Raw genomic sequence first — 19,632 nt, 5'->3', positions numbered from 1 at the left:
CAAGCTGCATCCTCCGTTCAAATGACGAATTCATGCACTTGCATGCTTCCGCCGGATGGGAGATGGAACAAGGATTGGTGCGGTGCCATGTCGGCGCCGAAGAGGGACAGTCCATGACCACTCACAGCGTTGCCGTCATTGTCGGCAGCCTCCGTAAACAGTCGTTTTCGCTCCGGATCGCCCAGGCGCTGGCCAAGCTGGCGCCGGCGTCGCTGAAGCTCAATATCGTGACCTTAAACGACCTGTCGTTCTTCAACCAGGATCTGGAAGCCAATCCGCCGGCCGACTGGGTCAAGTTCCGTGAGACCGTGCAGGGATCAGACGCTGTGATCTTCGTTGCCCCGGAATACAACCGGTCCGTGTCAGGCGTGCTCAAGAACGCCATCGATGTCGGTTCGCGCCCCTATGGCAAGAGCTCGTTCCTCGGCAAGCCCACCGGCATCGTGACCTCATCGCCGGGCCCGATCGGTGGCCTCGGCGCAGCGCTGGCCCTGCGCCAGACCCTCCCGGGCATCACCGGCCCGATCCTGCCGCAGCCCGAAATCTACCTCAACGCCGTCGGCGACGCGTTCGACGAGCATGGCGAGATCATCAAGGAATCGATCCGGCCCGTGCTGCAGGCCTATATCGACGCCTTCGCCGCCTGGGTTGCACTGCATAAGAAATAACATTTCTGTTCGCCCCGCGGCCCGGTTGTTAGCGTCGCTTTAACCGGGCCGTCGCATTTTCAGGCATGGTCAAACATACCCGCCTGAAATCGGTCCTGACCGGCCTCGTGCTCTATGCCGTGGCCGCGCTCTTGGTCAGCTACTTCGGCATGAACGCCTATACCGGCAAATATGGCCTGAACGCGCGGCAGGAGCTCGATCAGGAGATCACCGCGCTGACCTCCGAACTCGTCCAGCTCAAGAGAGAACGCGCCAAGGCCGAACAGCGCGTGTCGCTGCTGCGGGCCAATGGCATGGACCCCGACATGCTCGATGAGCGTGTGCGCTGGCAGCTTGATTATGCGCATCCGCGCGACGTCGTTCGCGTGATCAAAGCGAACTGAGATTCACCTCTCCGCAATGTGAGTCGCGATCGTGCAGAGCAGTGCTGCTTTGCATGAATGCGATGGTTAGCGCTTTGTCGCCAATTGTTGCGATGAAATGACGGCTCAGCTCATTTCTATTCCGCAAATTACAAAACGCGTCGCCGTCATGTTCTAAAGTTTCACACTCTCGCTGCAGTGCGAAATAACAGTGTGGCATTCCGCGCGACGCAATCCCTTTCACCGCGCAAGTAGTTGGAGTAGGAAGAACTTACTTCCTCTCTCGCATCCGGAATTTCCATGGCCGCAACGAAGAAAAGCGCTCCCGCAGAGCAGGCATCGAGCAATGACGCCAAGTCGTCAACGCCACCCGCTTTCAACCGCGATCAGGAGCTGCGCGCGTTGCGCGACATGTTGCTGATCAGGCGCTTTGAAGAGAAGGCCGGCCAGCTTTACGGCATGGGCGCCATCGGCGGTTTCTGCCATCTCTATATCGGCCAGGAAGCCGTCGTCGTCGGCATGCAGATGGCACTGAAGGATGGCGATCAGGTCATCACCGGTTACCGTGACCACGGCCATATGCTGGCTTGCGGCATGGAAGCCAACGGTGTGATGGCCGAGCTCACGGGACGCCGCGGCGGCTATTCCAAGGGCAAGGGCGGCTCGATGCACATGTTCAGCCGCGAGAAGAACTTTTATGGCGGCCACGGCATCGTTGGCGCGCAGGTCTCGCTCGGAACGGGTCTGGCATTTGCCAATCGCTACCGTGAGAACGACCTGGTCAGCGTCGCCTACTTTGGCGACGGCGCGTCGAACCAGGGCCAGGTCTATGAGAGCTTCAACATGGCGGAGCTCTGGAAGCTGCCGGTGATCTACGTCATCGAGAATAACCGCTACGCCATGGGCACCTCGGTCGTGCGCTCGTCGGCGCAGACCGATTTCTCCAAGCGCGGCGTGTCGTTCAACATTCCGGGCGAGCAGGTCGATGGCATGGATGTCCGTGCCGTGAAGGCCGCCGCCGACAAGGCTGTTGCCTGGTGCCGCGCCGGCAAGGGGCCGTATATCCTCGAAATGCAGACCTATCGCTATCGCGGCCACTCGATGTCCGATCCCGCGAAGTATCGTACCCGCGAGGAAGTCGAGAAGATCCGCCACGACCAGGATCCGATCGAGCAGGTGCGCAACCGCCTTCTGGAAATGAAGGTCAGCGAGCAGGACCTGAAGGCGATCGACGCCGAAGTGCGCGAGATCGTCAATGCGTCGGCCGACTTCGCACAGAATGATCCCGAGCCGGATGCGTCCGAGCTCTACACCGACATCTACCGCTAAGAAGCGCGCAAGCAAGAGCGATCCGGAGTTACTATGGCAATTCAAGTGCTGATGCCCGCGCTGTCCCCCACCATGGAAAAGGGCAACCTTTCGAAATGGCTGAAGAAGGAAGGCGACACCATCAAGTCCGGCGACGTGATCGCCGAGATCGAGACCGACAAGGCGACGATGGAAGTCGAAGCGACCGATGAAGGGACGCTCGGCAAGATCCTGGTGCCGGAAGGCACCAATGACGTCGCGGTGAACACGCCGATCGCCACCATCGTGGCGGAAGGCGAGGACGCCAATGCCGAGCCGGAGCCGGCAAAGCAGAAGGCCGCGGACGCCGCGCCGCCTGCTGATGCCGAGAAGACGCCGGAAGCCAAGCCGACCGACGCTCCGAAGGAAGAAGCCAAGGGTGCCAAGACGCCAGAGGCGCCGAAATTCGAACTGCTGCCCGATCCGGATATTCCCGAAGGCACCGAGATGGTCACAATGACCATCCGTGAAGCGCTGCGCGACGCCATGGCCGAGGAAATGCGCCGCGACGCCGACGTGTTCGTGATGGGCGAGGAAGTCGCCGAATATCAGGGCGCCTACAAGGTCACCCAGGGCCTGCTGCAGGAATTCGGTGCGCGTCGCGTCATCGACACGCCGATCACCGAGCACGGTTTTGCCGGTGTCGGCGTCGGTGCGGCCATGGCCGGCCTGAAGCCGATCGTCGAGTTCATGACCTTCAACTTCGCCATGCAGGCCATCGACCAGATCATCAACTCGGCTGCCAAGACGCTCTATATGTCTGGCGGCCAGATGACCGCGCAGATGGTGTTCCGCGGCCCCAACGGCGCCGCCGCCCGCGTCGGCGCGCAGCACAGCCAGGACTACTCGGCCTGGTACGCGCAGGTCCCCGGCCTCAAGGTCATCGCACCGTCGAACGCCGCCGACTACAAGGGCCTGCTCAAGGCTGCGATCCGCGATCCCAATCCGGTGATCTTCCTCGAGCATGAAATGCTCTACGGCCAGACCGGCGAAGTGCCGAAGCTCGACGACTACGTGCTGCCGATCGGCAAGGCGAAGATCGTGCGTGCCGGCAAGGACGTCACGCTGATCTCGTGGTCGCATGGCATGACCTACACGCTGAAGGCCGCCGAAGAGCTCGCCAAGGAAGGCATCGAGGCGGAGGTCATCGATCTGCGCACGCTGCGTCCGCTCGATACCGAAACGATCCTTGAGTCGGTGAAGAAGACTTCTCGCGCTGTGACGGTGGAAGAGGGCTGGCAGCAGAACGGCGTTGGCGCCGAACTCGCCGCACGCATCATGGAAGGGGCTTTCGACTATCTCGATGCGCCGGTCGCGCGCGTGTCGGGCAAGGACGTGCCGATGCCCTACGCCGCCAATCTCGAAAAGCTCGCGCTGCCCTCGGTGGCCGAGGTCGTCGCTGCCGCCAAGGCCGTCTGCTATCGCTAACAGCGGGGAGGCTGACATGGCCGGTCCGAAGGAACAGTCGCTGCCGCCTGATGTCGAGGGACGCGAGGACGCAACCGAAGTGTTGCGTGCTTTCGTGGTCGATGGCGGATTGTCGATCGCGTTCATGCGCGCCTTCGAGGAGCCGGACATGTGGGGGCTTCTGCTGGTCGATATCGCGCGTCACGCTGCGCGCGCCTATGGGCGCGAGAGCGAATTCACCGAGGACGAGGCGCTGCAGCGCATCGTCGAGATGTTCGAATCCGAGATTGCTCGTCCGACCGACATGGGCGCCACCACGCCGCGGTCGCAACAAGGTCACTGACAATGCCGATTAACATTCTGATGCCTGCGCTGTCGCCCACGATGGAGAAGGGCAACCTTGCCAAGTGGCTCAAGAAGGAAGGCGACACCGTCAAGTCCGGCGACGTGATCGCGGAAATCGAGACCGACAAGGCGACGATGGAAGTCGAAGCCGTCGATGAAGGCACGATCGCGAAGATCCTGGTCGCGGAAGGCACGGCGGACGTGCCGGTGAATGACATCATCGCGATCCTTGCCACCGAAGGCGAGGACGTGAAGGCAGCTGCCAGCGGCGGCGGTGCGGCGAAGCCGGAAGCCAAGGCCGAGGCGAAGGCGGAAGCGAAATCAGAAGCCAAGCCGGAGCCGAAGGCTGAAGCCAAGCAGGACGCGCCGAAGCCGGCCGCTGCACCGGCACCCGCGCAGGCGGCCGCGACCAATGGAGCGCGCGTATTCTCGTCGCCACTGGCCCGTCGCCTCGCCAAGGAAGCCGGCATCGATGTGAGCCGCGTCAACGGCACCGGTCCGCGTGGTCGCGTCGTTGCGGCTGATATCGAGAAAGCGAAGTCGGGCGGTGCCCTGAAGTCTGCGTCTGCCGGTGCGCCCGCCGCGGCAGGCGTGGCTGCGCCCGCGATGTCCGATCAGGCGATCCTCGGTCTGTACGAAGAGGGCTCCTACGAGAGCGTGCCGCATGACTCCATGCGCCGCACGATCGCGCAGCGCCTGACGGCTGCCACCAATTCGATGCCGACCTTCTATCTCACCGTGGATTGCGATCTCGGCAAGCTCTCCTCGGCGCGCGAAGAGATCAATGCCGCCGCCGGCAAGGACAAGGACGGCAAGCCGAACTACAAGCTCTCGGTCAACGACTTCGTCATCAAGGCGATGGCCGTCGCACTGCAGAAGATTCCGGAAGCCAATGTGTCGTGGACGGAAGCGGCGATGCTGCGCCACAAGCATTCGGACATCGGCGTCGCCGTAGCGCTGCCGTTCGGCCTGATCACGCCGATTATCCGCCAGGCCGAGATCAAGTCGATCTCCGCGATCTCCAACGAGATGAAGGAACTGGCCGCACGCGCCAAGGCGAAGAAGCTGAAGCCGCATGAATATCAGGGCGGCGCGTCGTCGGTGTCCAATCTCGGCATGTTCGGCATCAAGGACTTTACCGCGGTGATCAACCCACCGCAGTCCTCGATCCTGGCGGTCGGCACCGGCGAGGAGCGGGCGGTTGTGCGTAACGGCCAGATCGTCGCCGCGACCATGATGAGCGTGACTCTCTCTTGCGACCACCGCGCCATCGACGGCGCGCTCGGCGCGGAGCTGATCACGGCGTTCAAGAAGCTGATCGAAAATCCGGTGATGATGGTGGTGTAACCGCCGCCGTCATTGCGAGCGAAGCGAAGCAATCCAGAAGCAACAAGCGAAGAATGGATTGCTTCGTCGCAAGTGCTCCTCGCAATGACGGCTGAGAGGCTGGTGCGTCATCATAGAAAGAGCGAGTAACCCATGTCCGACAATTCCTTCGACGTCGTCGTCATCGGCTCCGGTCCCGGCGGCTATGTGACGGCCATTCGTGCTGCGCAGCTCGGCTTTAAGACGGCGATCGTCGAGAAGGCCTATCTCGGCGGCATCTGCAACAATTGGGGCTGTATCCCGACCAAGGCGCTGCTGCGCTCGGCGGAAATGTATCACGCCTTCCAGCACGCCAAGGATTACGGCCTGTCCGCCGACAACGTTTCCTTCGACATCAAGGCCGTCATCGCGCGCTCGCGCGGCGTGGTGAAGCGCCTGAACGGCGGCGTCGAATTCCTGATGAAGAAGAACAAGATCTCCATCATCTGGGGCGAAGCCACGTTGGAAGCGCCGGGCAAGTTCTCGGTGAAGAAATCCCAGGCCGAAGCGCCGAAAGGTTCGCTGGGCGAGGGCAGCTACACCGCCAAACACATCATCGTCGCCACCGGCGCCCGCCCGCGTGCGCTGCCGGGTCTCGAGCCCGACAAGAAGCTGGTCTGGACCTATTTTGAGGCGATGAACCCGGACAAGATGCCGAAGTCGCTGCTGGTGGTCGGCTCCGGCGCCATCGGCATCGAATTCGCCTCGTTCTACCGCTCCTTCGGCGCCGAGGTGACCGTGGTGGAAGTGCTGCCGCAGATCCTGCCGGTGGAGGATGCCGAGATCGCCGCCTTTGCGCGCAAGCAGTTCGAGAAGCAGGGCATCAAGGTGCTCGCAAACACCAAGGTGACGAAACTCGACAAGAAGACCGACAGCGTCGTTGCCACCATCGATGATGGCAAGAAGCCGGTGCAGCAGGAATTCGACCGCGTCATTTCGGCGGTCGGCGTGGTCGGCAATATCGAAGGTTTCGGCCTTGAGAAGCTTGGCGTGAAGACCGAGCGCGGCTGCATCGTCATCGACAAATACGGCAAGACCAATGTTCCTGGCATCTATGCCATCGGCGACGTCGCCGGTCCGCCGATGCTGGCCCACAAGGCCGAGCATGAGGGCGTCATCTGCGTCGAGGCCATCAAGGGCCTGAACCCGCATGCCATGGACAAGACCCTGATCCCGGGCTGCACCTATTGCCATCCTCAGATCGCCTCGGTCGGCCTCACCGAAGCCAAGGCCAAGGAAGCCGGCAAGGAGATCCGCGTCGGCCGCTTCCCGTTCGTGGCCAATGGCAAGGCCATCGCCCAGGGCGAGGACCAGGGCATGGTGAAGGTGATCTTCGACAAGAAGACCGGCCAGTTGCTCGGCGCCCACATGGTCGGTGCCGAGGTCGTCGAGATGATCCAGGGCTTCGTGGTCGCCATGAACCTTGAGACGACGGAAGAAGAGCTCTTCCACACCATCTTCCCGCATCCGACCATTTCGGAGACGATGAAGGAAGCCGTTCTCGATGCCTATGGCCGGGTATTGAATACCTGAGGCCGTTAAGTAGGAAGCGTAGGATGGGTTGAGCGCAGCGAAAACCCATCTCCCTTCGCGCAGGTGGTGATGGGTTTTCGCTGCGCTCAACCCATCCTACGGCCTCCCGATTATGGTTGCCTGCCTGCAACGCCTGTTGCTCGCCCGCCACAGTTCCCCAGCATTTAACCCTGTCCAGCGGTGGCGAGCGCGGCCGCCGCTATTTGGCCACACGTCTTCGTGAGATCATGTCTCGTCAGCCAGTAAAGCGGGCGTGCTCCAGATCGGCGGGATGTCAGTGGGATTGTCCCGGATCCTTGGAGCGGCCCGAGACACCAGGTTCGCGATGGACGTCGGGACGAACATCAAGCCGCGTTTGCAGGGTCGCCATAAGGCGGCTGGCCTGCATTGGCCGTTCATGGCCGGCAATGTGCCCAGCCATCATGTGTCCCGGCATCACGAAATCTTCAAAAAGACTCCGTTTGTCTCCGGTTTGCACCCAGTCAGCCGTGATGTCGTCAAAGACATCGCAGAGATTGCCAGCATCCCGTTGTTGACGATGACAGCGCTCCATCCGGAGGCCCCGCAGGGGTCTGCCGATGCGTGCTGGATGATTGCGGAGAACCCGGCGGCCGTGACCCCACATTCCCACCAGGACGGTTTGCGTTCTGCCGACGAACACAGCGCCGCGTCCGGCGATGTCGTTGGGGTGACAGGGAATCAGGCCATAGACGTGTTGTTCACCGTGACCTCGTTCGGCGCAGGGATTTCTAACGGAAAGTTGACCGATCGCGGATGGGATGCGCGCAAGTCCAAACGGACTGCCTGCGCGACCAATGCCGCGTCGGGACTACATACGAGCGTCGTTGAACGAGACCGATTTGCCAGTGCGGGCGCCAGCCTTTCCGGCGGCGACCTTGAGAAACATAGTTATGCGGATATTTGAGCGTATCGTTTTGGTGGCGTTGGCGTGGAGCGCGGCCGTTGTGGCCGGGCCGGCGCTGGCCTTTGACGGCTCGCCGGTGGGCGGCAGCGATGTTGCACCATCCGTGCTTCCGGCAATGCCCGGCGTGCCGGCCCCGATCGCCAAGAAGCCGGCCGCCAAAGCCGAGAATTCACTCACCGCCCTGCAATACGCCGCCGAAGGCGGCCACCCGATCGCCCAGTGGAAGCTCGGCCGGATGTATGCCGACGGCAATGGCGTGGCCCAGGACGATCTGCGCGCGTTCGAATATTTCAGCCGCATCGCCAATGCCCATGCCGAAGACTCGCCATCGGCGCCGCAGGCGGCGATCGTCGCGAACGCCTTCGTGGCGCTCGGCCGCTATTATCTCGACGGCATCCCGAATTCGAAAATCAAGTCCGATACCGAGCGCGCGCGCGAGATGTTCTCTTATGCCGCGTCCTATTTCGGCAATGCCGACGCGCAATACGATCTTGCCCGCCTGTATCTGAAGGGCATCGGCACTCCGCGTGACGCCAAGTATGGCGTGCGCTGGCTCGGCCTTGCCGCGCAGAAGGGCCAGCACCAGGCGCAAGCCTTGCTCGGCCAGATGCTGTTCAACGGCGAGGCTTTGCCGCGCCAGATGGCCCGGGGCCTGATGTGGCTGACGCTGGCCCGCGACAATGCCGGCCCGGACGACACCTGGATCCGCGACAGCTACGCCAAGGCCATCGCCAAGGCGTCCGAAGACGACCGCGCCATGGCGCTGCAGATGCTCGAGCACTGGGTGCAGGGCAAGCGGGATTGAAATAGTTTCGATTGTCATCACCCGGCTTGACCGGGTGATCTAGTAGACACCGGTTTGGCGCTGGCATCCTCAACATTTGCAGCACCGTTTACTGGATCGCCCGGTCGAGCCGGGCGATGATAGCATTAGCTCGTCACGCCGCTTCCAGATCCAGATCGATCCACACCGGCACGTGGTCGCTCGGCTTCTCCCAGCCGCGAACATATTTATCGATACCGACATCGACGAGCTTGTCGCTGGCCTGCGGCGACAGCAGCAGGTGATCGATGCGGATGCCCCAGTTCTTCTGCCAGGCACCGGCCTGATAGTCCCAGAACGTGTATTGGCCGGGCTCGTCGGTGACCGCGCGCAGCGCATCGATCATGCCGAGGCCGAGCAGGGACTGGAAGCTCTCGCGGGTCTCGGGCTTGAACAGGGCGTCGTTGATCCAGGCCGCGGGATTATGGACGTCGCGGGCCGCCGGGATGACGTTGAAGTCGCCGGCCAGGATCAGCGGCTCTTCGGTCTTCAGCCGTAGTTTGGTGAATTCGCGCAGCCGCTCCATCCAGCGCAGCTTGTAGGGATACTTTTCGGTGTCCACCGGATTGCCATTCGGCAGATACAGGCAGGCAACCCGCACGACGCCGGATTTCAGCGACACCACGCCTTCGATAAAGCGGGCATGTTCATCCAGATCGTCGCCGGCAAGGCGGGGCGTTGCCTCGTCCAGAGGATACTTGGAGAGCAGGGCGACGCCGTTGAACGTCTTCTGGCCGTGGGTGACGACGTTGTAGCCAAGCGCCTCGATGGGCTCGCGCGGGAAGGCGTCGTCCATGCATTTGATCTCTTGCAGGCAGACGATGTCCGGCTGGCATTCCTTGAGCCAGGTCAGCAGATGATCCAGCCGCTGACGGACCGAGTTCACGTTCCAGGTGGCAATTCTCATCTGATGGGATTCCGGTAACAACAATGGCAAAATTGCGTCGCGGTGGCATACCATCCCCTGCGGCGTCATGATACGCTTTAAGCCTAAAGCGCACAGGCGCCGAGACAAACAGTCAGGGACGGATACGGGGGGCGACACCCGAACTTCGACCAAAAGACTGTACCAGGTGACGAAGGCCACATGAAGAAACGCACGCTGACTGCTGTTGTCGTCCTCGCAGGCGTCGCCGTCGCCGGCTATGCCACACGTTCCCAGTGGATGGCCGGTGATAAGGCCCCAACCCAGCCCCGCGCACGCATCGTCGCTGTGGAGCTTGCAAAGGCCGAGCGCAAGCCGGTGCCGATCGATGTTGACTCCATCGGCATGGTGACGCCGATCTCCTCGGTGGCCCTCAAATCCCGGCTCGAGACCACCATCACCTCCGTCCATTTCGAAGATGGCGCCAAGGTCAATCAGGGCGATCTTCTCTTCACTCTCGATTCGCGCCAGATCGACGCCCAGATCGAACAGGCCGAAGGCACGCTGGCCCGTGACCAGGCGCAACTCGCCGGCGCCGAGCGCGATGTTCGGCGCTTCAGCGATCTGATCGGCAAGGGCGCCACCACCCAGGTCAGCGTCGACAACGCCAAGACCCAGACCGACATCCTGGCCGGCACCATCAAGGCCGATCAGTCGATGCTGGACAATCTCAAGGTCCAGAAGAGCTACACGATCATCAAGGCGCCGTTCTCGGGCCGGATCAGCGCCGCCAATGTGAAGATCGGCAATTTCGTGCGGCCGGCCGATACGGCGCCGCTCGCCACCATCAACCAGATGGCGCCGGTCTATGTGACCTTCACGATTCCGCAGCGCCTGCTTGCCGATCTGCGCGATGCCATTGCGGCCGGCACCACCAAGGTGATCGCCACGATCCCGAACAGTGAGCGTTCAGAGGCCGGCAAGGTCGCCATGATCGAGAACACCGTGGACTCCACCACCGGTATGGTCACGGTCCGCGGCATTATGGATAATGCCAGCGAGATCCTGTGGCCGGGGACTTTGGTTCAGACCAAACTCATCATCCGGATAGAGGACGGCGTCACGGTGCCAACGGTCGCCGTACAGCGCAGCCAGACCGGAAACTTTGTCTTCGTGGTGAAAGACGGCAAGGCGCAGGTCCAGCCGGTCGAGGTCGATCGCACGTTCCAGGGGCAGTCGGTGATCACCACCGGCCTGTCCGGAAATGAGGAAGTGGTGGTGGATGGCCAGTTGCTGCTGACCCAGGGCACCCAGGTCGAAGCGCGCAAACGCAAGGCCGGGGCCTGAGCCATGACCCTCTCGGAGATCTGCATCCGTCGCCCTGTGATGACCACGCTCATCACGGCGACGATCATCGCATTTGGCATTTTCGGCTTCCGCCTGCTGCCGGTCTCGGCGCTGCCGAAAGTTGACTTCCCGACCATTGCGGTGACGGCGACGCTGCCGGGCGCCAGCGCCGACACGATGGCGGCCTCGGTCGCCGGCGTCATCGAGCGCCAGCTCTCGACGATTGCCGGCATCTCCTCGATGTCGTCGTCGTCGTCCCAGGGCACGACGCAGATCACCATCCAGTTCGACCTCAATCGCAGCATCGATGCCGCAGCCCTCGACGTGCAGACGGCGCTGACCATCGCGCAGCGGCGTCTGCCCATCGAGATGACGATCCCGCCGAGCTTCCGGAAGGTGAATCCGGGCGATTTCCCGGTGCTCTTTATCGCGCTGACGTCGGAAACCTTGCCGCTGTCCGCGGTCAACGAGTTCGGGGACATCACCATCGGCCAGGCGCTGTCGCAGATTCCCGGCGTGGCGCAGGTGCTGATCTACGGTCCGCAGAAATTCGCCATCCGCGTTCAGGCCGATCCGGAAGCAGCGGCCGCGCGTGGCCTGTCGCTGGAAGACATTCGCAGCGCGGTGTCGCGCGCCAATTCCTCGACGCCGGTCGGCACATTGAACGGTCCGAAGCAGGACATCTCCCTGCAGGCCTCCGGCCAGATGACCAAGGCCGCCGATTACAGCCAGATTGTCGTCGCCTGGCGCAACGGCTCGCCGGTGAAGCTGAACGAAGTCGCGAAGATTTATGATGCCGTCGAGAACGACAAGGCGGGCACATGGCTGAACGGCAAGCGCGCCATCGTGCTGGCGATCCAGAAACAGCCTGATGCCAACACCGTCGCCGTCGTCGATGCCGTCCGCGAGCGCCTGCCGGCGCTGCGTGCCCAGATCCCGGCCTCGGTCGAGGTCAATATGATGATGGACCGCTCGGTCTCGGTCCGTGAAGCCGTCGCCGATGTCGAGGAGACGTTGCTGATCGCCGTGGTGCTGGTGATCATCGTCATCTTCCTGTTCCTGCGCTCGGCCTCGGCCACGTTCATCCCCGCGCTGGCTGTACCGATCTCGATCCTCGGCACCTGCGCGGTCATGTACATGCTGGATTACTCCATCAACAACATGACGCTGCTGGCGCTGACGCTGTCGGTCGGCTTTGTCGTGGACGATGCCATCGTCATGCTGGAGAACATCGTCCGCCATATCGAACACGGCATGAAACCGTTCGAGGCCGCACTGAAAGGCGCGCGAGAAATCGGCTTCACGATCATCTCGATCACCTTCTCGCTGATCGCGGTGTTCATCCCAGTGCTGCTGATGGGCGGCATCGTCGGTCGCGTATTCCGCGAATTCGCGGTCACCATCTCGGTCGCCATCATCGTGTCGGGCTTCGTGTCGCTGACGCTGACGCCGATGCTGTGTGCGCGTGTGCTGAAGGCGCATGATCCCAACCACAAGGACAACATCGTCCTGCGCCTGTTCGAACGCATGTTCGCGGCATGGCTGCGGGGCTATGAATGGACCCTCGATCGTGTGCTGGCCTACAAGGCCGTGATGCTCATGGTGACCTTCGCGACTCTCGGCGGCACCATCTGGCTCTATATGGTGGTGCCCAAGGGCTTCTTCCCGCAGGAAGACACGGGCTTCCTCACGGGCATCACCGAAGCCGCTACCGACACCTCGTTCGAGGCCATGCGGGTGCGTCAGGCGGCATTGGTCGATATACTGAAATCCGATCCTGCGGTCGACTACATCAACTCCACCGTTGGTTCCGGCGGCCCCAATGCGACTGCGAACTATGGCCGTCTGTTCGTCGCGCTGAAGCCGAAGAAGGAGCGTGAAGCGGCGCCGATCGTGATGGCGCGTCTGCGTCAGAAGGCGACGGCGGTGCCGGGCCTGCAGGCCTTCTTCCAGAGTATCCAGAATCTGAACATTGGCGGGCGTCCGTCGAAGAGCCAGTATCAATACGTCCTGCAGAGCAGCGACACCGAGCAGCTCTATCGTCTCGCGCCGGAAATGCGCGAGGCGATCGCGAAGGTGCCGGGCCTGCTCGATGTCACGACGGATCTCTACATCAAGAACCCGCAGATGACCGTCGACATCGATCGTGAAAAAGCGGCAGTCTACGGCATCACCGTCGACCAGGTGCGCAACCAGCTCTACAACGCTTTTGGCGCACGACAGATCGGCACCATCTACACGCCGACCAACGATTATCAGATCATCCTTGAGGCGCAGCCGCAGTTCCGCATCGATCCCAGCGATCTGTCAAAGCTGTATATGAAGACCTCTGGTAACCAGACCATTCCGCTCAGTGCGGTTGCAAAACTGGTGCCGACGGTCGGCCCGCTGCAGATCAATCATCAGGGCCAGCAGCCGGCGGTGACGATCTCGTTCAACCTGCAGCCCGGCTATTCGCTCGGCTATGCGGTTGACCAGATCACCAAGATCGAAAGCGACTCGAAGCTCCCCGTGACCATCGCAACCGGTTTCTCGGGCACCGCACAGGTGTTCCAGGATTCATTGCGCGGGCAGGGCGTGCTGATCCTCGCCGCTGTATTCGCGGCCTTCGTGATCCTCGGCATTCTCTATGAGAGCTTCATCCATCCGATCACGATCATTTCCGGCCTGCCGTCAGCCGGTATCGGCGCCATCCTCACGCTGATGCTGTTCAAGATGGAAATGTCGGTCATTGCGATGATCGGCATCGTGATGCTGGTCGGCATCGTCAAGAAAAACGCCATCATGATGGTGGATTTCGCGCTGGACCGTCGTCGCGTCGGCCTGTCGGCGGAACACGCCATCCGCGAAGCCGCGCTGCTGCGCTTCCGCCCGATCATGATGACCACCTTCGCGGCGATCTTCGGCACGCTGCCGATCGCCATCGGTGCCGGTGCAGGCGCCGAGCTGCGCCAGCCGCTCGGCGTCGCCGTGGTGGGCGGTCTCTGCCTGTCACAGCTGCTGACGCTGTACATCACGCCGGTAATCTACATCTATCTTGATCGCATCGACCTCAAGCTGAAGCGCAAGCTGCAGCCGCAGGTCGTGGACGATGAGATCGACGGCCGGCCACGCGCCGTTGCGGCGGAGTAAGAAGATGATCTCGATGAAAGCGTTCAGCGCAGCAGTTATAGCGGCCATCTGCCTTGTAGCGCCGGCGCGCGCCAATGAGCCGATCGAAATCTTCGACGCCCACATGCACTACAACTGGGAGCCGAAGCCGTATTACCAGCCCGATGAAGTGCTGGAGGTCTTCAAGCGCAACCGCGTCACCGGCATCCTCGCCACCAGTCGCCCGAACACCGGGACGCATGCGCTGATGGACAAGCAGGCGGAAGGGAAGGCCGGCGGCTTGCAGGTCGTGCCGTTCATCCGGCCCTATCGCATCCGCGCCGATATCGGCTCGTGGTTCAACGATCCCGTGATCTTCGATCTCGTGCAGGAAGAGTACAAGCGCGGCTACTATCGCGGCGTCGGTGAGTTCCATCTCACCGGCAAGGCGGCCGATACCGAGATGGTGAAGAAGACCGTTGATTTCGCCGTCGAGAAAAACCTCTATCTGCATGCGCATGCGGATGCAGAGGCCGTCGAAATCCTGATGCGCCATAATCCCAAAGCGCAGATCATCTGGGCGCATACCGGCTTCAGCCTTGGCGCTGACCGCGTCGCGGCGATGCTGGCAAAATATCCAAAACTGTGGGGCGAGCTGTCCTATCGCAGCGGCATCGTCGATGGCGGCGGCAAGCTGACGCCGGAATGGCGAAAACTGTTCGAGACCTATTCTGATCGCTTCCTGGTCGGCTCCGACACCTGGGTGCCGGAGCGCTGGGCGAGCTATGACGACATCATGGCAAGCTACCGCGCCTGGCTGGCGCAGCTGCCGCCGGCGATTGCGAAGAAGATCGCCCACGGCAATGCGCGGGCGCTGTTCGCGGAGAAGTAAATCGCTCCGCGATCAGCCCTGCACCGAGTAGCCGCCATCCACCGGAATGGCGGCGCCGGTGACGAAATCCGACGCACGCGATGCGAGGAACACGGCGATCCCCGCGAAATCACCCGGCACGCCCCAGCGGCCTGAAGGCGAACGCGCGAGCACGCGATCATGCAGGCCATCGACCTCGCGCCGTGCGTTCTGCGTCAGCTCCGTATCGATCCAGCCAGGCAAAACCGCATTGCACTGGATGTTGTCGGGTGCCCAGGCAATCGCGCAAGAGCGTGTGAATTGCACGATGCCGCCTTTGCTGGCGCCATAGGCCGGCGAGAAGCTCGCGCCGAAGATCGACATCATCGAACCGATATTGATGATCTTGCCGCCGCCAGCTTCCTTCATGGCCGGATAGACGGCCTGCGAGATCACGAAAGCGCTGGTGAGATTGGTCTTGATGACGCTGTCCCATTCGTCCAGTGCGAGCTTGTCCGGTGTCTTGCGCACATTCATGCCGGCATTGTTGATGAGGATATCGACACGTCCGAACGCCTGCAGCGTATCGGCGACCATGGCCTTCACGGCGGCGCTGTCATTGACATCGACAGTCAAGGCGATCGCCTTCAAGCCGCTTGTGGCAAGCTCGGTGACGGCCGCTTCCGACTTCGCCTGATTGCGTCCGGCGATGACGATGGATGCGCCAGCCGCGGCAAGCGCGCGCGCCATGCCAAGGCCGATCCCGCCATTGCCACCGGTGACAATGGCAACACGGCCGGTGAGATCGAACAGTCCTTTGGTCATCGTGTCGTCCTCTTCACGAAATCAGCCTTGAATGGAGAACCCGCCATCGACAGTGAGTGCTGCACCATTGACGAAGTCGGATGCGGCGCTTGCAAGAAATATAGCGACGCCAGCGAGATCGTCCGGGCGGCCCCAGCGCGCGGCGGGCACGCGCGATATGATTCGGTCATGCAGTTCGGGGACGCGCTCCTTGGCGCGGCTGGTGAGGTCCGTATCGATCCAGCCCGGCAGGATCGCATTGCTCTGGATGTTGTCCGCGGCCCACGCGGTTGCGAGCGAGCGGGTAAATTGCAGGATGCCGCCTTTGCTGGATGCATAATTCGCAGCACCTCCCGCACCGAGTTGTGCCAGCACCGAGGCAATGTTGATGATCTTGCCGCCGCCTGCGGCTTTCATCGTGGGATAGACCGCCTGCGCGCAGATGAAGGGCGCGGTCATGTTGACGTCGATCACCCTTTGCCAGTCGGCAAGTGCCATCTCCGCGAGCGGCGCGGATACACTAATTCCGGCATTGTTGATCAGGATGTCGATCCGCTCGAAGCGGTCATGCGTTGCTGCGACCATCGCCGCCACCGAGTCGGGATCAGTCACGTCGGTCACGCAAGCGAGAACCTGATGACCCGCGCGTTCGAGCGAGGCTTTAGCGATTGCCGAGTTGTCGGCGTTGCGATCGGCGATGGTGACCGCCGCGCCGGCTTCGGCAAGTCCACGTGCCATTGCGAGCCCGATACCGCCATTGCCACCGGTGACGATGGCCACGCGGCCCGACAGATCAAAAAGCTGGTTGGTCAAATCATCCATCCCGTTCTTTGCCGGCGCGTTCTCTGGCGCGCCTGACCGGGATCATCGCAAGAGCGACGACGTGATGGAAGAGGATTTACGCGGAGGGGCGAGAGAAGACGAATCCGATCAGGCCAACGCCGACGGCAGCGAGTGCGGCGCCATAATAGGCCCACGGCATCTGGTTGATCATGAAACTCGTTCGCGGCCACGGCACGATGCCCGTGCCCTGACCGATCCACAGCACGCCGATCAGGAAGGCGAATATTCCGAGAGTCAAAAAGGGCACACGCATAACAAGGTTACGCGCGCGCCCCGTTTGAGTTTCAACGGGACGTGGCGAAAGCCTCAGACGTCCAGCAATTCGTCGCTGGCGAATTCCGCCTTGTCAGAGATGAAGGCAAAGCGCGCTTCGGCCTTGGTCCCCATCAGCCGCTCGACGGAGTCGGCGGTGCCTTCACGGTCGTCCGGCAGCAATTGCACGCGCAACAGCGTGCGGCGCGACGGATCCATGGTGGTTTCCTTCAGCTGCGCCGGCATCATCTCGCCAAGACCTTTGAAGCGGCCGATATCGACCTTGGCATTGGCGTTGAACTCGCTCTTCAAGAGCGCATCGCGATGCGCCTCGTTGCGGGCATAGACCGTCTTGCTGCCATGGGTAAGGCGATAGAGCGGGGGCACCGCGAGATAGAGATGCCCTTCGTCGATCAGTTTTGGCATCTGCCGATAGAAGAAGGTGATCAGCAATGATGCGATATGCGCGCCATCGACGTCGGCGTCGGTCATGATGATCACGCGCGAATAGCGCAAGTCTTCTTCGCGATACTGAGGTCCGGTGCCGCAGCCGATCGCCTGCATGAGGTCGGCGAGCTGGGTATTGGCCGTCAGCTTGTCCTTGGTCGCCGAGGCGACGTTCAGGATCTTGCCGCGCAGGGGCAGAATGGCTTGCGTCTTGCGGTCGCGCGCCTGCTTGGCGCTGCCACCGGCCGAGTCACCCTCGACAATGAACAGTTCCGAGCCTTCGGTCGCGGTATTGGTACAGTCGGCCAGCTTGCCGGGCAGGCGCAGCTTCTTCACCGCCGTCTTGCGCGAGGTTTCCTTTTCGGCACGGCGGCGCAGACGCTCGTCGGCACGCTCCAGTACGAATTCGAGCAGCTTGTTGGCCTGCACCGGATTGCCCGAGAGCCAGTGGTCGAACGGGTCCTTGATAGCCTGCTCGACGATCTTCTGGGCTTCGGCGGTGGCCAGGCGGTCCTTGGTCTGTCCCTGGAATTCGGGCTCGCGCACGAACACCGACAGCATCACGGCGGCGCCGACCATCACGTCTTCTGACGTGATGGTGCCGGCGCGCTTGCCCTGGCCGACGCGCTCGGCGTGGTCCTTCAGGCCGCGCAGCATGGCGCTGCGCATGCCGCTTTCATGGGTGCCGCCATCCGGCGTCGGCACGGTGTTGGTGTAGGACGCCATGAAGCCGTCGGCATCGGCGGTCCAGGCGACGGCCCATTCGCAGGCGCCATGGGAGCCGTTGCGGCCGGACTTGCCGGAGAAGATCTCCGGATGCACCAGCGTATCGGCGTGGATCGCAGCAGCCAGATAGTCCTTGAGACCGCCGGGGAAGTGGAAGGTTGCCTCCGGTGGCGTATCCTCGATGCCCTTGAGCAGTTCGGGATCGCACTTCCAGCGGATCTCGACGCCGCCGAACAGATAGGCCTTCGAGCGCGCCATCTTGAACAGGCGCTGCGGCTTGAAATGCGCCTTGGCGCCGAAGATGTCGGTGTCCGGCTTGAAGCGGACGCGGGTGCCGCGGCGGTTATGGACCTTGCCGAGCTCCTGCAACTTGCCCTGCGGGATGCCGCGGGCAAAGGTCATCTTGTAGAGCTGTTGGTTGCGCGCGACCTCGACCTCGCAGAGCGAGGAGAGGGCGTTGACCACCGAGACGCCGACGCCGTGCAGGCCGCCTGAGGTCTCGTAGACCTTGGAGTCGAACTTGCCGCCCGCATGCAGCGTGCACATGATGACTTCGAGCGCCGACTTCTTCGGATGTTTTGGGTGCGGGTCGACCGGAATGCCGCGGCCGTTATCGGACACCGTGAGGAAGCCGTCGGCCGCGAGCTCGACTTCGATGAAGGTCGCATGGCCCGCCAGCGCCTCGTCCATCGAGTTGTCGATCACTTCCGCAAACAGGTGATGAAGTGCCTTTTCGTCGGTTCCGCCGATATACATACCCGGCCGACGACGCACCGGCTCGAGGCCTTCGAGCACCTCGATGTCGGCAGCAGTGTAGCCGGCTTCCGCATTAGCAGCCTTGGGGGCTGCCTTGGCGGGCGTGGCGGATTTCGGGGCGGCCGACCCAAAAAGGTCGGCTTTGTCTTTTGGTTTCAGTGCCTTGACCATATGTCTTGAAGTCTTGTCTGATGTATCGCCGCGGCATGTCGCGGCGAATCGTTGGAATGACTATGCCACGACTGGACTGTCCATGGGCTAACCGGCCAGCGACGCCGGGGTCAGGCCACGGCGGCGGAGCGCTCGGTGCGTAGCACGATCACCACGAAAAGCACCATGGCTGCGAGCATGATCAGCGAGCCGATGATTGGAACCGCCATATAGGCGTGATTGGCCAAAAGCGTAATGCCGATCCCGATCGGGAACATCAGCCCGCCGACACTATGCAGCCAGCCCTGAACCCGGGCCAGCAGGCTGCGACCAACGGTCGGTACCACCCGATAATATAGCCCGAACAGAAACAGCAGCACGCCACCGACCAGGTTCAGGTGGGCATGTGCAGGAGACAGCAGGAAGTCCTGTTTGATGCCCATGACGATGCCGGCAACCATCCCGACCAGCAATACGACAGCGCTCACGCAGATCATCAGCGATCCGATCATCTTCTCATCCTCTTGGATTATCATTGGCCGGCGGGGAGCCGTTATCGGCAAGCCGGCGGAGAGCGCATTAGGCGAAGCAACCCAAGGATGGTTCATCGATACCGGTCACAAGTTCGGGATGCGCCATCGGACGTCATGTCCGGTTTTCGGGGATCGGACACTGTGTGGTAGCCACTCACCGCAATGTCGGGAAAGGACGAGCGCATGACGGGACG

General features: G+C 62.1%; 18 protein-coding genes. 12 read left to right on the top strand and 6 right to left on the bottom strand.

What is annotated here, in order from left to right; all coding sequences use genetic code 11:
- Nucleotides 1-113 precede the first annotated feature (113 nt).
- The 9 genes from ACIQ2A_RS05170 (at nucleotide 114) to ACIQ2A_RS05130 (ending at nucleotide 8,757) form a co-directional block, all read left to right on the top strand.
- Nucleotides 114-668, top strand: a complete 555-nt coding sequence (locus ACIQ2A_RS05170; protein WP_398476481.1) for an NADPH-dependent FMN reductase — start codon at nucleotides 114-116, stop codon at nucleotides 666-668.
- Between the two features lie 65 nt (nucleotides 669-733).
- Complete coding sequence (locus ACIQ2A_RS05165) at nucleotides 734-1,051, top strand: septum formation initiator family protein (RefSeq protein ID WP_398476479.1); 318 nt, start codon at nucleotides 734-736, stop codon at nucleotides 1,049-1,051.
- A gap of 279 nt (nucleotides 1,052-1,330) precedes the next feature.
- Nucleotides 1,331-2,359, top strand: coding sequence for a pyruvate dehydrogenase (acetyl-transferring) E1 component subunit alpha (gene pdhA / locus ACIQ2A_RS05160; protein ID WP_398476477.1), 1,029 nt, complete (start codon nucleotides 1,331-1,333; stop codon nucleotides 2,357-2,359).
- A 33-nt stretch (nucleotides 2,360-2,392) separates the two neighbouring features.
- Nucleotides 2,393-3,805, top strand: a complete 1,413-nt coding sequence (locus tag ACIQ2A_RS05155; RefSeq protein ID WP_398476475.1) for a pyruvate dehydrogenase complex E1 component subunit beta — start codon at nucleotides 2,393-2,395, stop codon at nucleotides 3,803-3,805.
- Nucleotides 3,806-3,821: 16 nt separating this feature from the next.
- A complete protein-coding gene (locus ACIQ2A_RS05150; protein ID WP_398476473.1) occupies nucleotides 3,822-4,127 on the top strand; it encodes a DUF5076 domain-containing protein in 306 nt (101 codons plus the stop codon).
- A gap of 2 nt (nucleotides 4,128-4,129) precedes the next feature.
- On the top strand, nucleotides 4,130-5,476 hold the full coding sequence (locus ACIQ2A_RS05145; RefSeq protein WP_398476471.1) for a pyruvate dehydrogenase complex dihydrolipoamide acetyltransferase: 1,347 nt from the start codon (nucleotides 4,130-4,132) through the stop codon (nucleotides 5,474-5,476).
- 132 nt (nucleotides 5,477-5,608) lie between these two features.
- On the top strand, nucleotides 5,609-7,027 hold the full coding sequence (lpdA, locus tag ACIQ2A_RS05140; protein ID WP_398476469.1) for a dihydrolipoyl dehydrogenase: 1,419 nt from the start codon (nucleotides 5,609-5,611) through the stop codon (nucleotides 7,025-7,027).
- 325 nt (nucleotides 7,028-7,352) lie between these two features.
- On the top strand, nucleotides 7,353-7,952 hold the full coding sequence (locus tag ACIQ2A_RS05135; protein ID WP_398476467.1) for a hypothetical protein: 600 nt from the start codon (nucleotides 7,353-7,355) through the stop codon (nucleotides 7,950-7,952).
- Entirely contained in the window at nucleotides 7,939-8,757 is an 819-nt protein-coding gene (locus ACIQ2A_RS05130; RefSeq protein WP_398476465.1) for a tetratricopeptide repeat protein, read from the top strand. Before ACIQ2A_RS05135 ends, ACIQ2A_RS05130 begins: the two co-directional genes overlap by 14 nt.
- Nucleotides 8,758-8,890: 133 nt before the next feature.
- Here the strand turns inward: ACIQ2A_RS05130 and xth are convergent, their stop codons facing one another.
- The gene (gene xth, locus ACIQ2A_RS05125) at nucleotides 8,891-9,682 is read right to left on the bottom strand and encodes an exodeoxyribonuclease III (RefSeq protein ID WP_398476463.1); all 792 of its coding nucleotides are present in this window, start codon (nucleotides 9,680-9,682) and stop codon (nucleotides 8,891-8,893) included.
- Nucleotides 9,683-9,862: 180 nt separating this feature from the next.
- Here xth and ACIQ2A_RS05120 point away from each other — a divergent pair, with 180 nt between their 5' ends.
- Genes ACIQ2A_RS05120 through ACIQ2A_RS05110 form a run of 3 tightly spaced genes read left to right on the top strand, consistent with a single transcriptional unit; the run spans nucleotide 9,863 to nucleotide 14,969 of the window.
- Nucleotides 9,863-10,987: an efflux RND transporter periplasmic adaptor subunit gene (locus ACIQ2A_RS05120; RefSeq protein ID WP_398476461.1), complete on the top strand. Its 1,125-nt coding sequence runs from the start codon at nucleotides 9,863-9,865 to the stop codon at nucleotides 10,985-10,987.
- Between the two features lie 3 nt (nucleotides 10,988-10,990).
- Complete coding sequence (locus ACIQ2A_RS05115; RefSeq protein WP_398476459.1) at nucleotides 10,991-14,119, top strand: efflux RND transporter permease subunit; 3,129 nt, start codon at nucleotides 10,991-10,993, stop codon at nucleotides 14,117-14,119.
- Nucleotides 14,120-14,123: 4 nt separating this feature from the next.
- Nucleotides 14,124-14,969 (top strand): amidohydrolase family protein, encoded by an 846-nt coding sequence (locus ACIQ2A_RS05110; protein WP_398476457.1) that lies wholly within the window; start codon nucleotides 14,124-14,126, stop codon nucleotides 14,967-14,969.
- Between the two features lie 12 nt (nucleotides 14,970-14,981).
- Here ACIQ2A_RS05110 and ACIQ2A_RS05105 read toward each other — a convergent pair whose 3' ends face one another.
- The 5 genes from ACIQ2A_RS05105 to ACIQ2A_RS05085 form a co-directional block, all read right to left on the bottom strand.
- Nucleotides 14,982-15,752, bottom strand: coding sequence for an SDR family NAD(P)-dependent oxidoreductase (locus ACIQ2A_RS05105; RefSeq protein ID WP_398476454.1), 771 nt, complete (start codon nucleotides 15,750-15,752; stop codon nucleotides 14,982-14,984).
- Between the two features lie 21 nt (nucleotides 15,753-15,773).
- A complete protein-coding gene (locus tag ACIQ2A_RS05100; protein WP_398476452.1) occupies nucleotides 15,774-16,544 on the bottom strand; it encodes an SDR family NAD(P)-dependent oxidoreductase in 771 nt (256 codons plus the stop codon).
- An 85-nt stretch (nucleotides 16,545-16,629) separates the two neighbouring features.
- Nucleotides 16,630-16,821: a hypothetical protein gene (locus ACIQ2A_RS05095; RefSeq protein ID WP_398476450.1), complete on the bottom strand. Its 192-nt coding sequence runs from the start codon at nucleotides 16,819-16,821 to the stop codon at nucleotides 16,630-16,632.
- Between the two features lie 59 nt (nucleotides 16,822-16,880).
- Nucleotides 16,881-18,926 carry a DNA topoisomerase IV subunit B gene (gene parE / locus ACIQ2A_RS05090; RefSeq protein ID WP_398476448.1) on the bottom strand — a complete coding sequence of 682 codons (2,046 nt, stop codon included), beginning with the start codon at nucleotides 18,924-18,926 and terminating at the stop codon, nucleotides 16,881-16,883.
- A 110-nt stretch (nucleotides 18,927-19,036) separates the two neighbouring features.
- On the bottom strand, nucleotides 19,037-19,417 hold the full coding sequence (locus ACIQ2A_RS05085; RefSeq protein WP_398476446.1) for a hypothetical protein: 381 nt from the start codon (nucleotides 19,415-19,417) through the stop codon (nucleotides 19,037-19,039).
- Nucleotides 19,418-19,632 lie beyond the last annotated feature (215 nt).

This window comes from Tardiphaga sp., assembly GCF_044336785.1.
Taxonomy (GTDB): domain Bacteria; phylum Pseudomonadota; class Alphaproteobacteria; order Rhizobiales; family Xanthobacteraceae; genus Tardiphaga.
This window is presented reverse-complemented; position numbering and strand designations above follow the sequence as displayed.

Excerpts from the sequence above, each read along its gene's own strand:
- ACIQ2A_RS05170 (WP_398476481.1), top strand. The coding sequence starts at position 114 with ATGACCACTCACAGCGTTGCCGTCATTGTCGGCAGCCTCCGTAAACAG.
- ACIQ2A_RS05165 (WP_398476479.1), top strand. The coding sequence starts at position 734 with ATGGTCAAACATACCCGCCTGAAATCGGTCCTGACCGGCCTCGTGCTC.
- pdhA (WP_398476477.1), top strand. The coding sequence starts at position 1,331 with ATGGCCGCAACGAAGAAAAGCGCTCCCGCAGAGCAGGCATCGAGCAAT.
- ACIQ2A_RS05155 (WP_398476475.1), top strand. The coding sequence starts at position 2,393 with ATGGCAATTCAAGTGCTGATGCCCGCGCTGTCCCCCACCATGGAAAAG.
- ACIQ2A_RS05150 (WP_398476473.1), top strand. The coding sequence starts at position 3,822 with ATGGCCGGTCCGAAGGAACAGTCGCTGCCGCCTGATGTCGAGGGACGC.
- ACIQ2A_RS05145 (WP_398476471.1), top strand. The coding sequence starts at position 4,130 with ATGCCGATTAACATTCTGATGCCTGCGCTGTCGCCCACGATGGAGAAG.
- lpdA (WP_398476469.1), top strand. The coding sequence starts at position 5,609 with ATGTCCGACAATTCCTTCGACGTCGTCGTCATCGGCTCCGGTCCCGGC.
- ACIQ2A_RS05135 (WP_398476467.1), top strand. The coding sequence starts at position 7,353 with ATGGACGTCGGGACGAACATCAAGCCGCGTTTGCAGGGTCGCCATAAG.
- ACIQ2A_RS05130 (WP_398476465.1), top strand. The coding sequence starts at position 7,939 with ATGCGGATATTTGAGCGTATCGTTTTGGTGGCGTTGGCGTGGAGCGCG.
- xth (WP_398476463.1), bottom strand. The coding sequence starts at position 9,682 with ATGAGAATTGCCACCTGGAACGTGAACTCGGTCCGTCAGCGGCTGGAT.
- ACIQ2A_RS05120 (WP_398476461.1), top strand. The coding sequence starts at position 9,863 with ATGAAGAAACGCACGCTGACTGCTGTTGTCGTCCTCGCAGGCGTCGCC.
- ACIQ2A_RS05115 (WP_398476459.1), top strand. The coding sequence starts at position 10,991 with ATGACCCTCTCGGAGATCTGCATCCGTCGCCCTGTGATGACCACGCTC.
- ACIQ2A_RS05110 (WP_398476457.1), top strand. The coding sequence starts at position 14,124 with ATGATCTCGATGAAAGCGTTCAGCGCAGCAGTTATAGCGGCCATCTGC.
- ACIQ2A_RS05105 (WP_398476454.1), bottom strand. The coding sequence starts at position 15,752 with ATGACCAAAGGACTGTTCGATCTCACCGGCCGTGTTGCCATTGTCACC.
- parE (WP_398476448.1), bottom strand. The coding sequence starts at position 18,926 with ATGGTCAAGGCACTGAAACCAAAAGACAAAGCCGACCTTTTTGGGTCG.
- ACIQ2A_RS05085 (WP_398476446.1), bottom strand. The coding sequence starts at position 19,417 with ATGATCGGATCGCTGATGATCTGCGTGAGCGCTGTCGTATTGCTGGTC.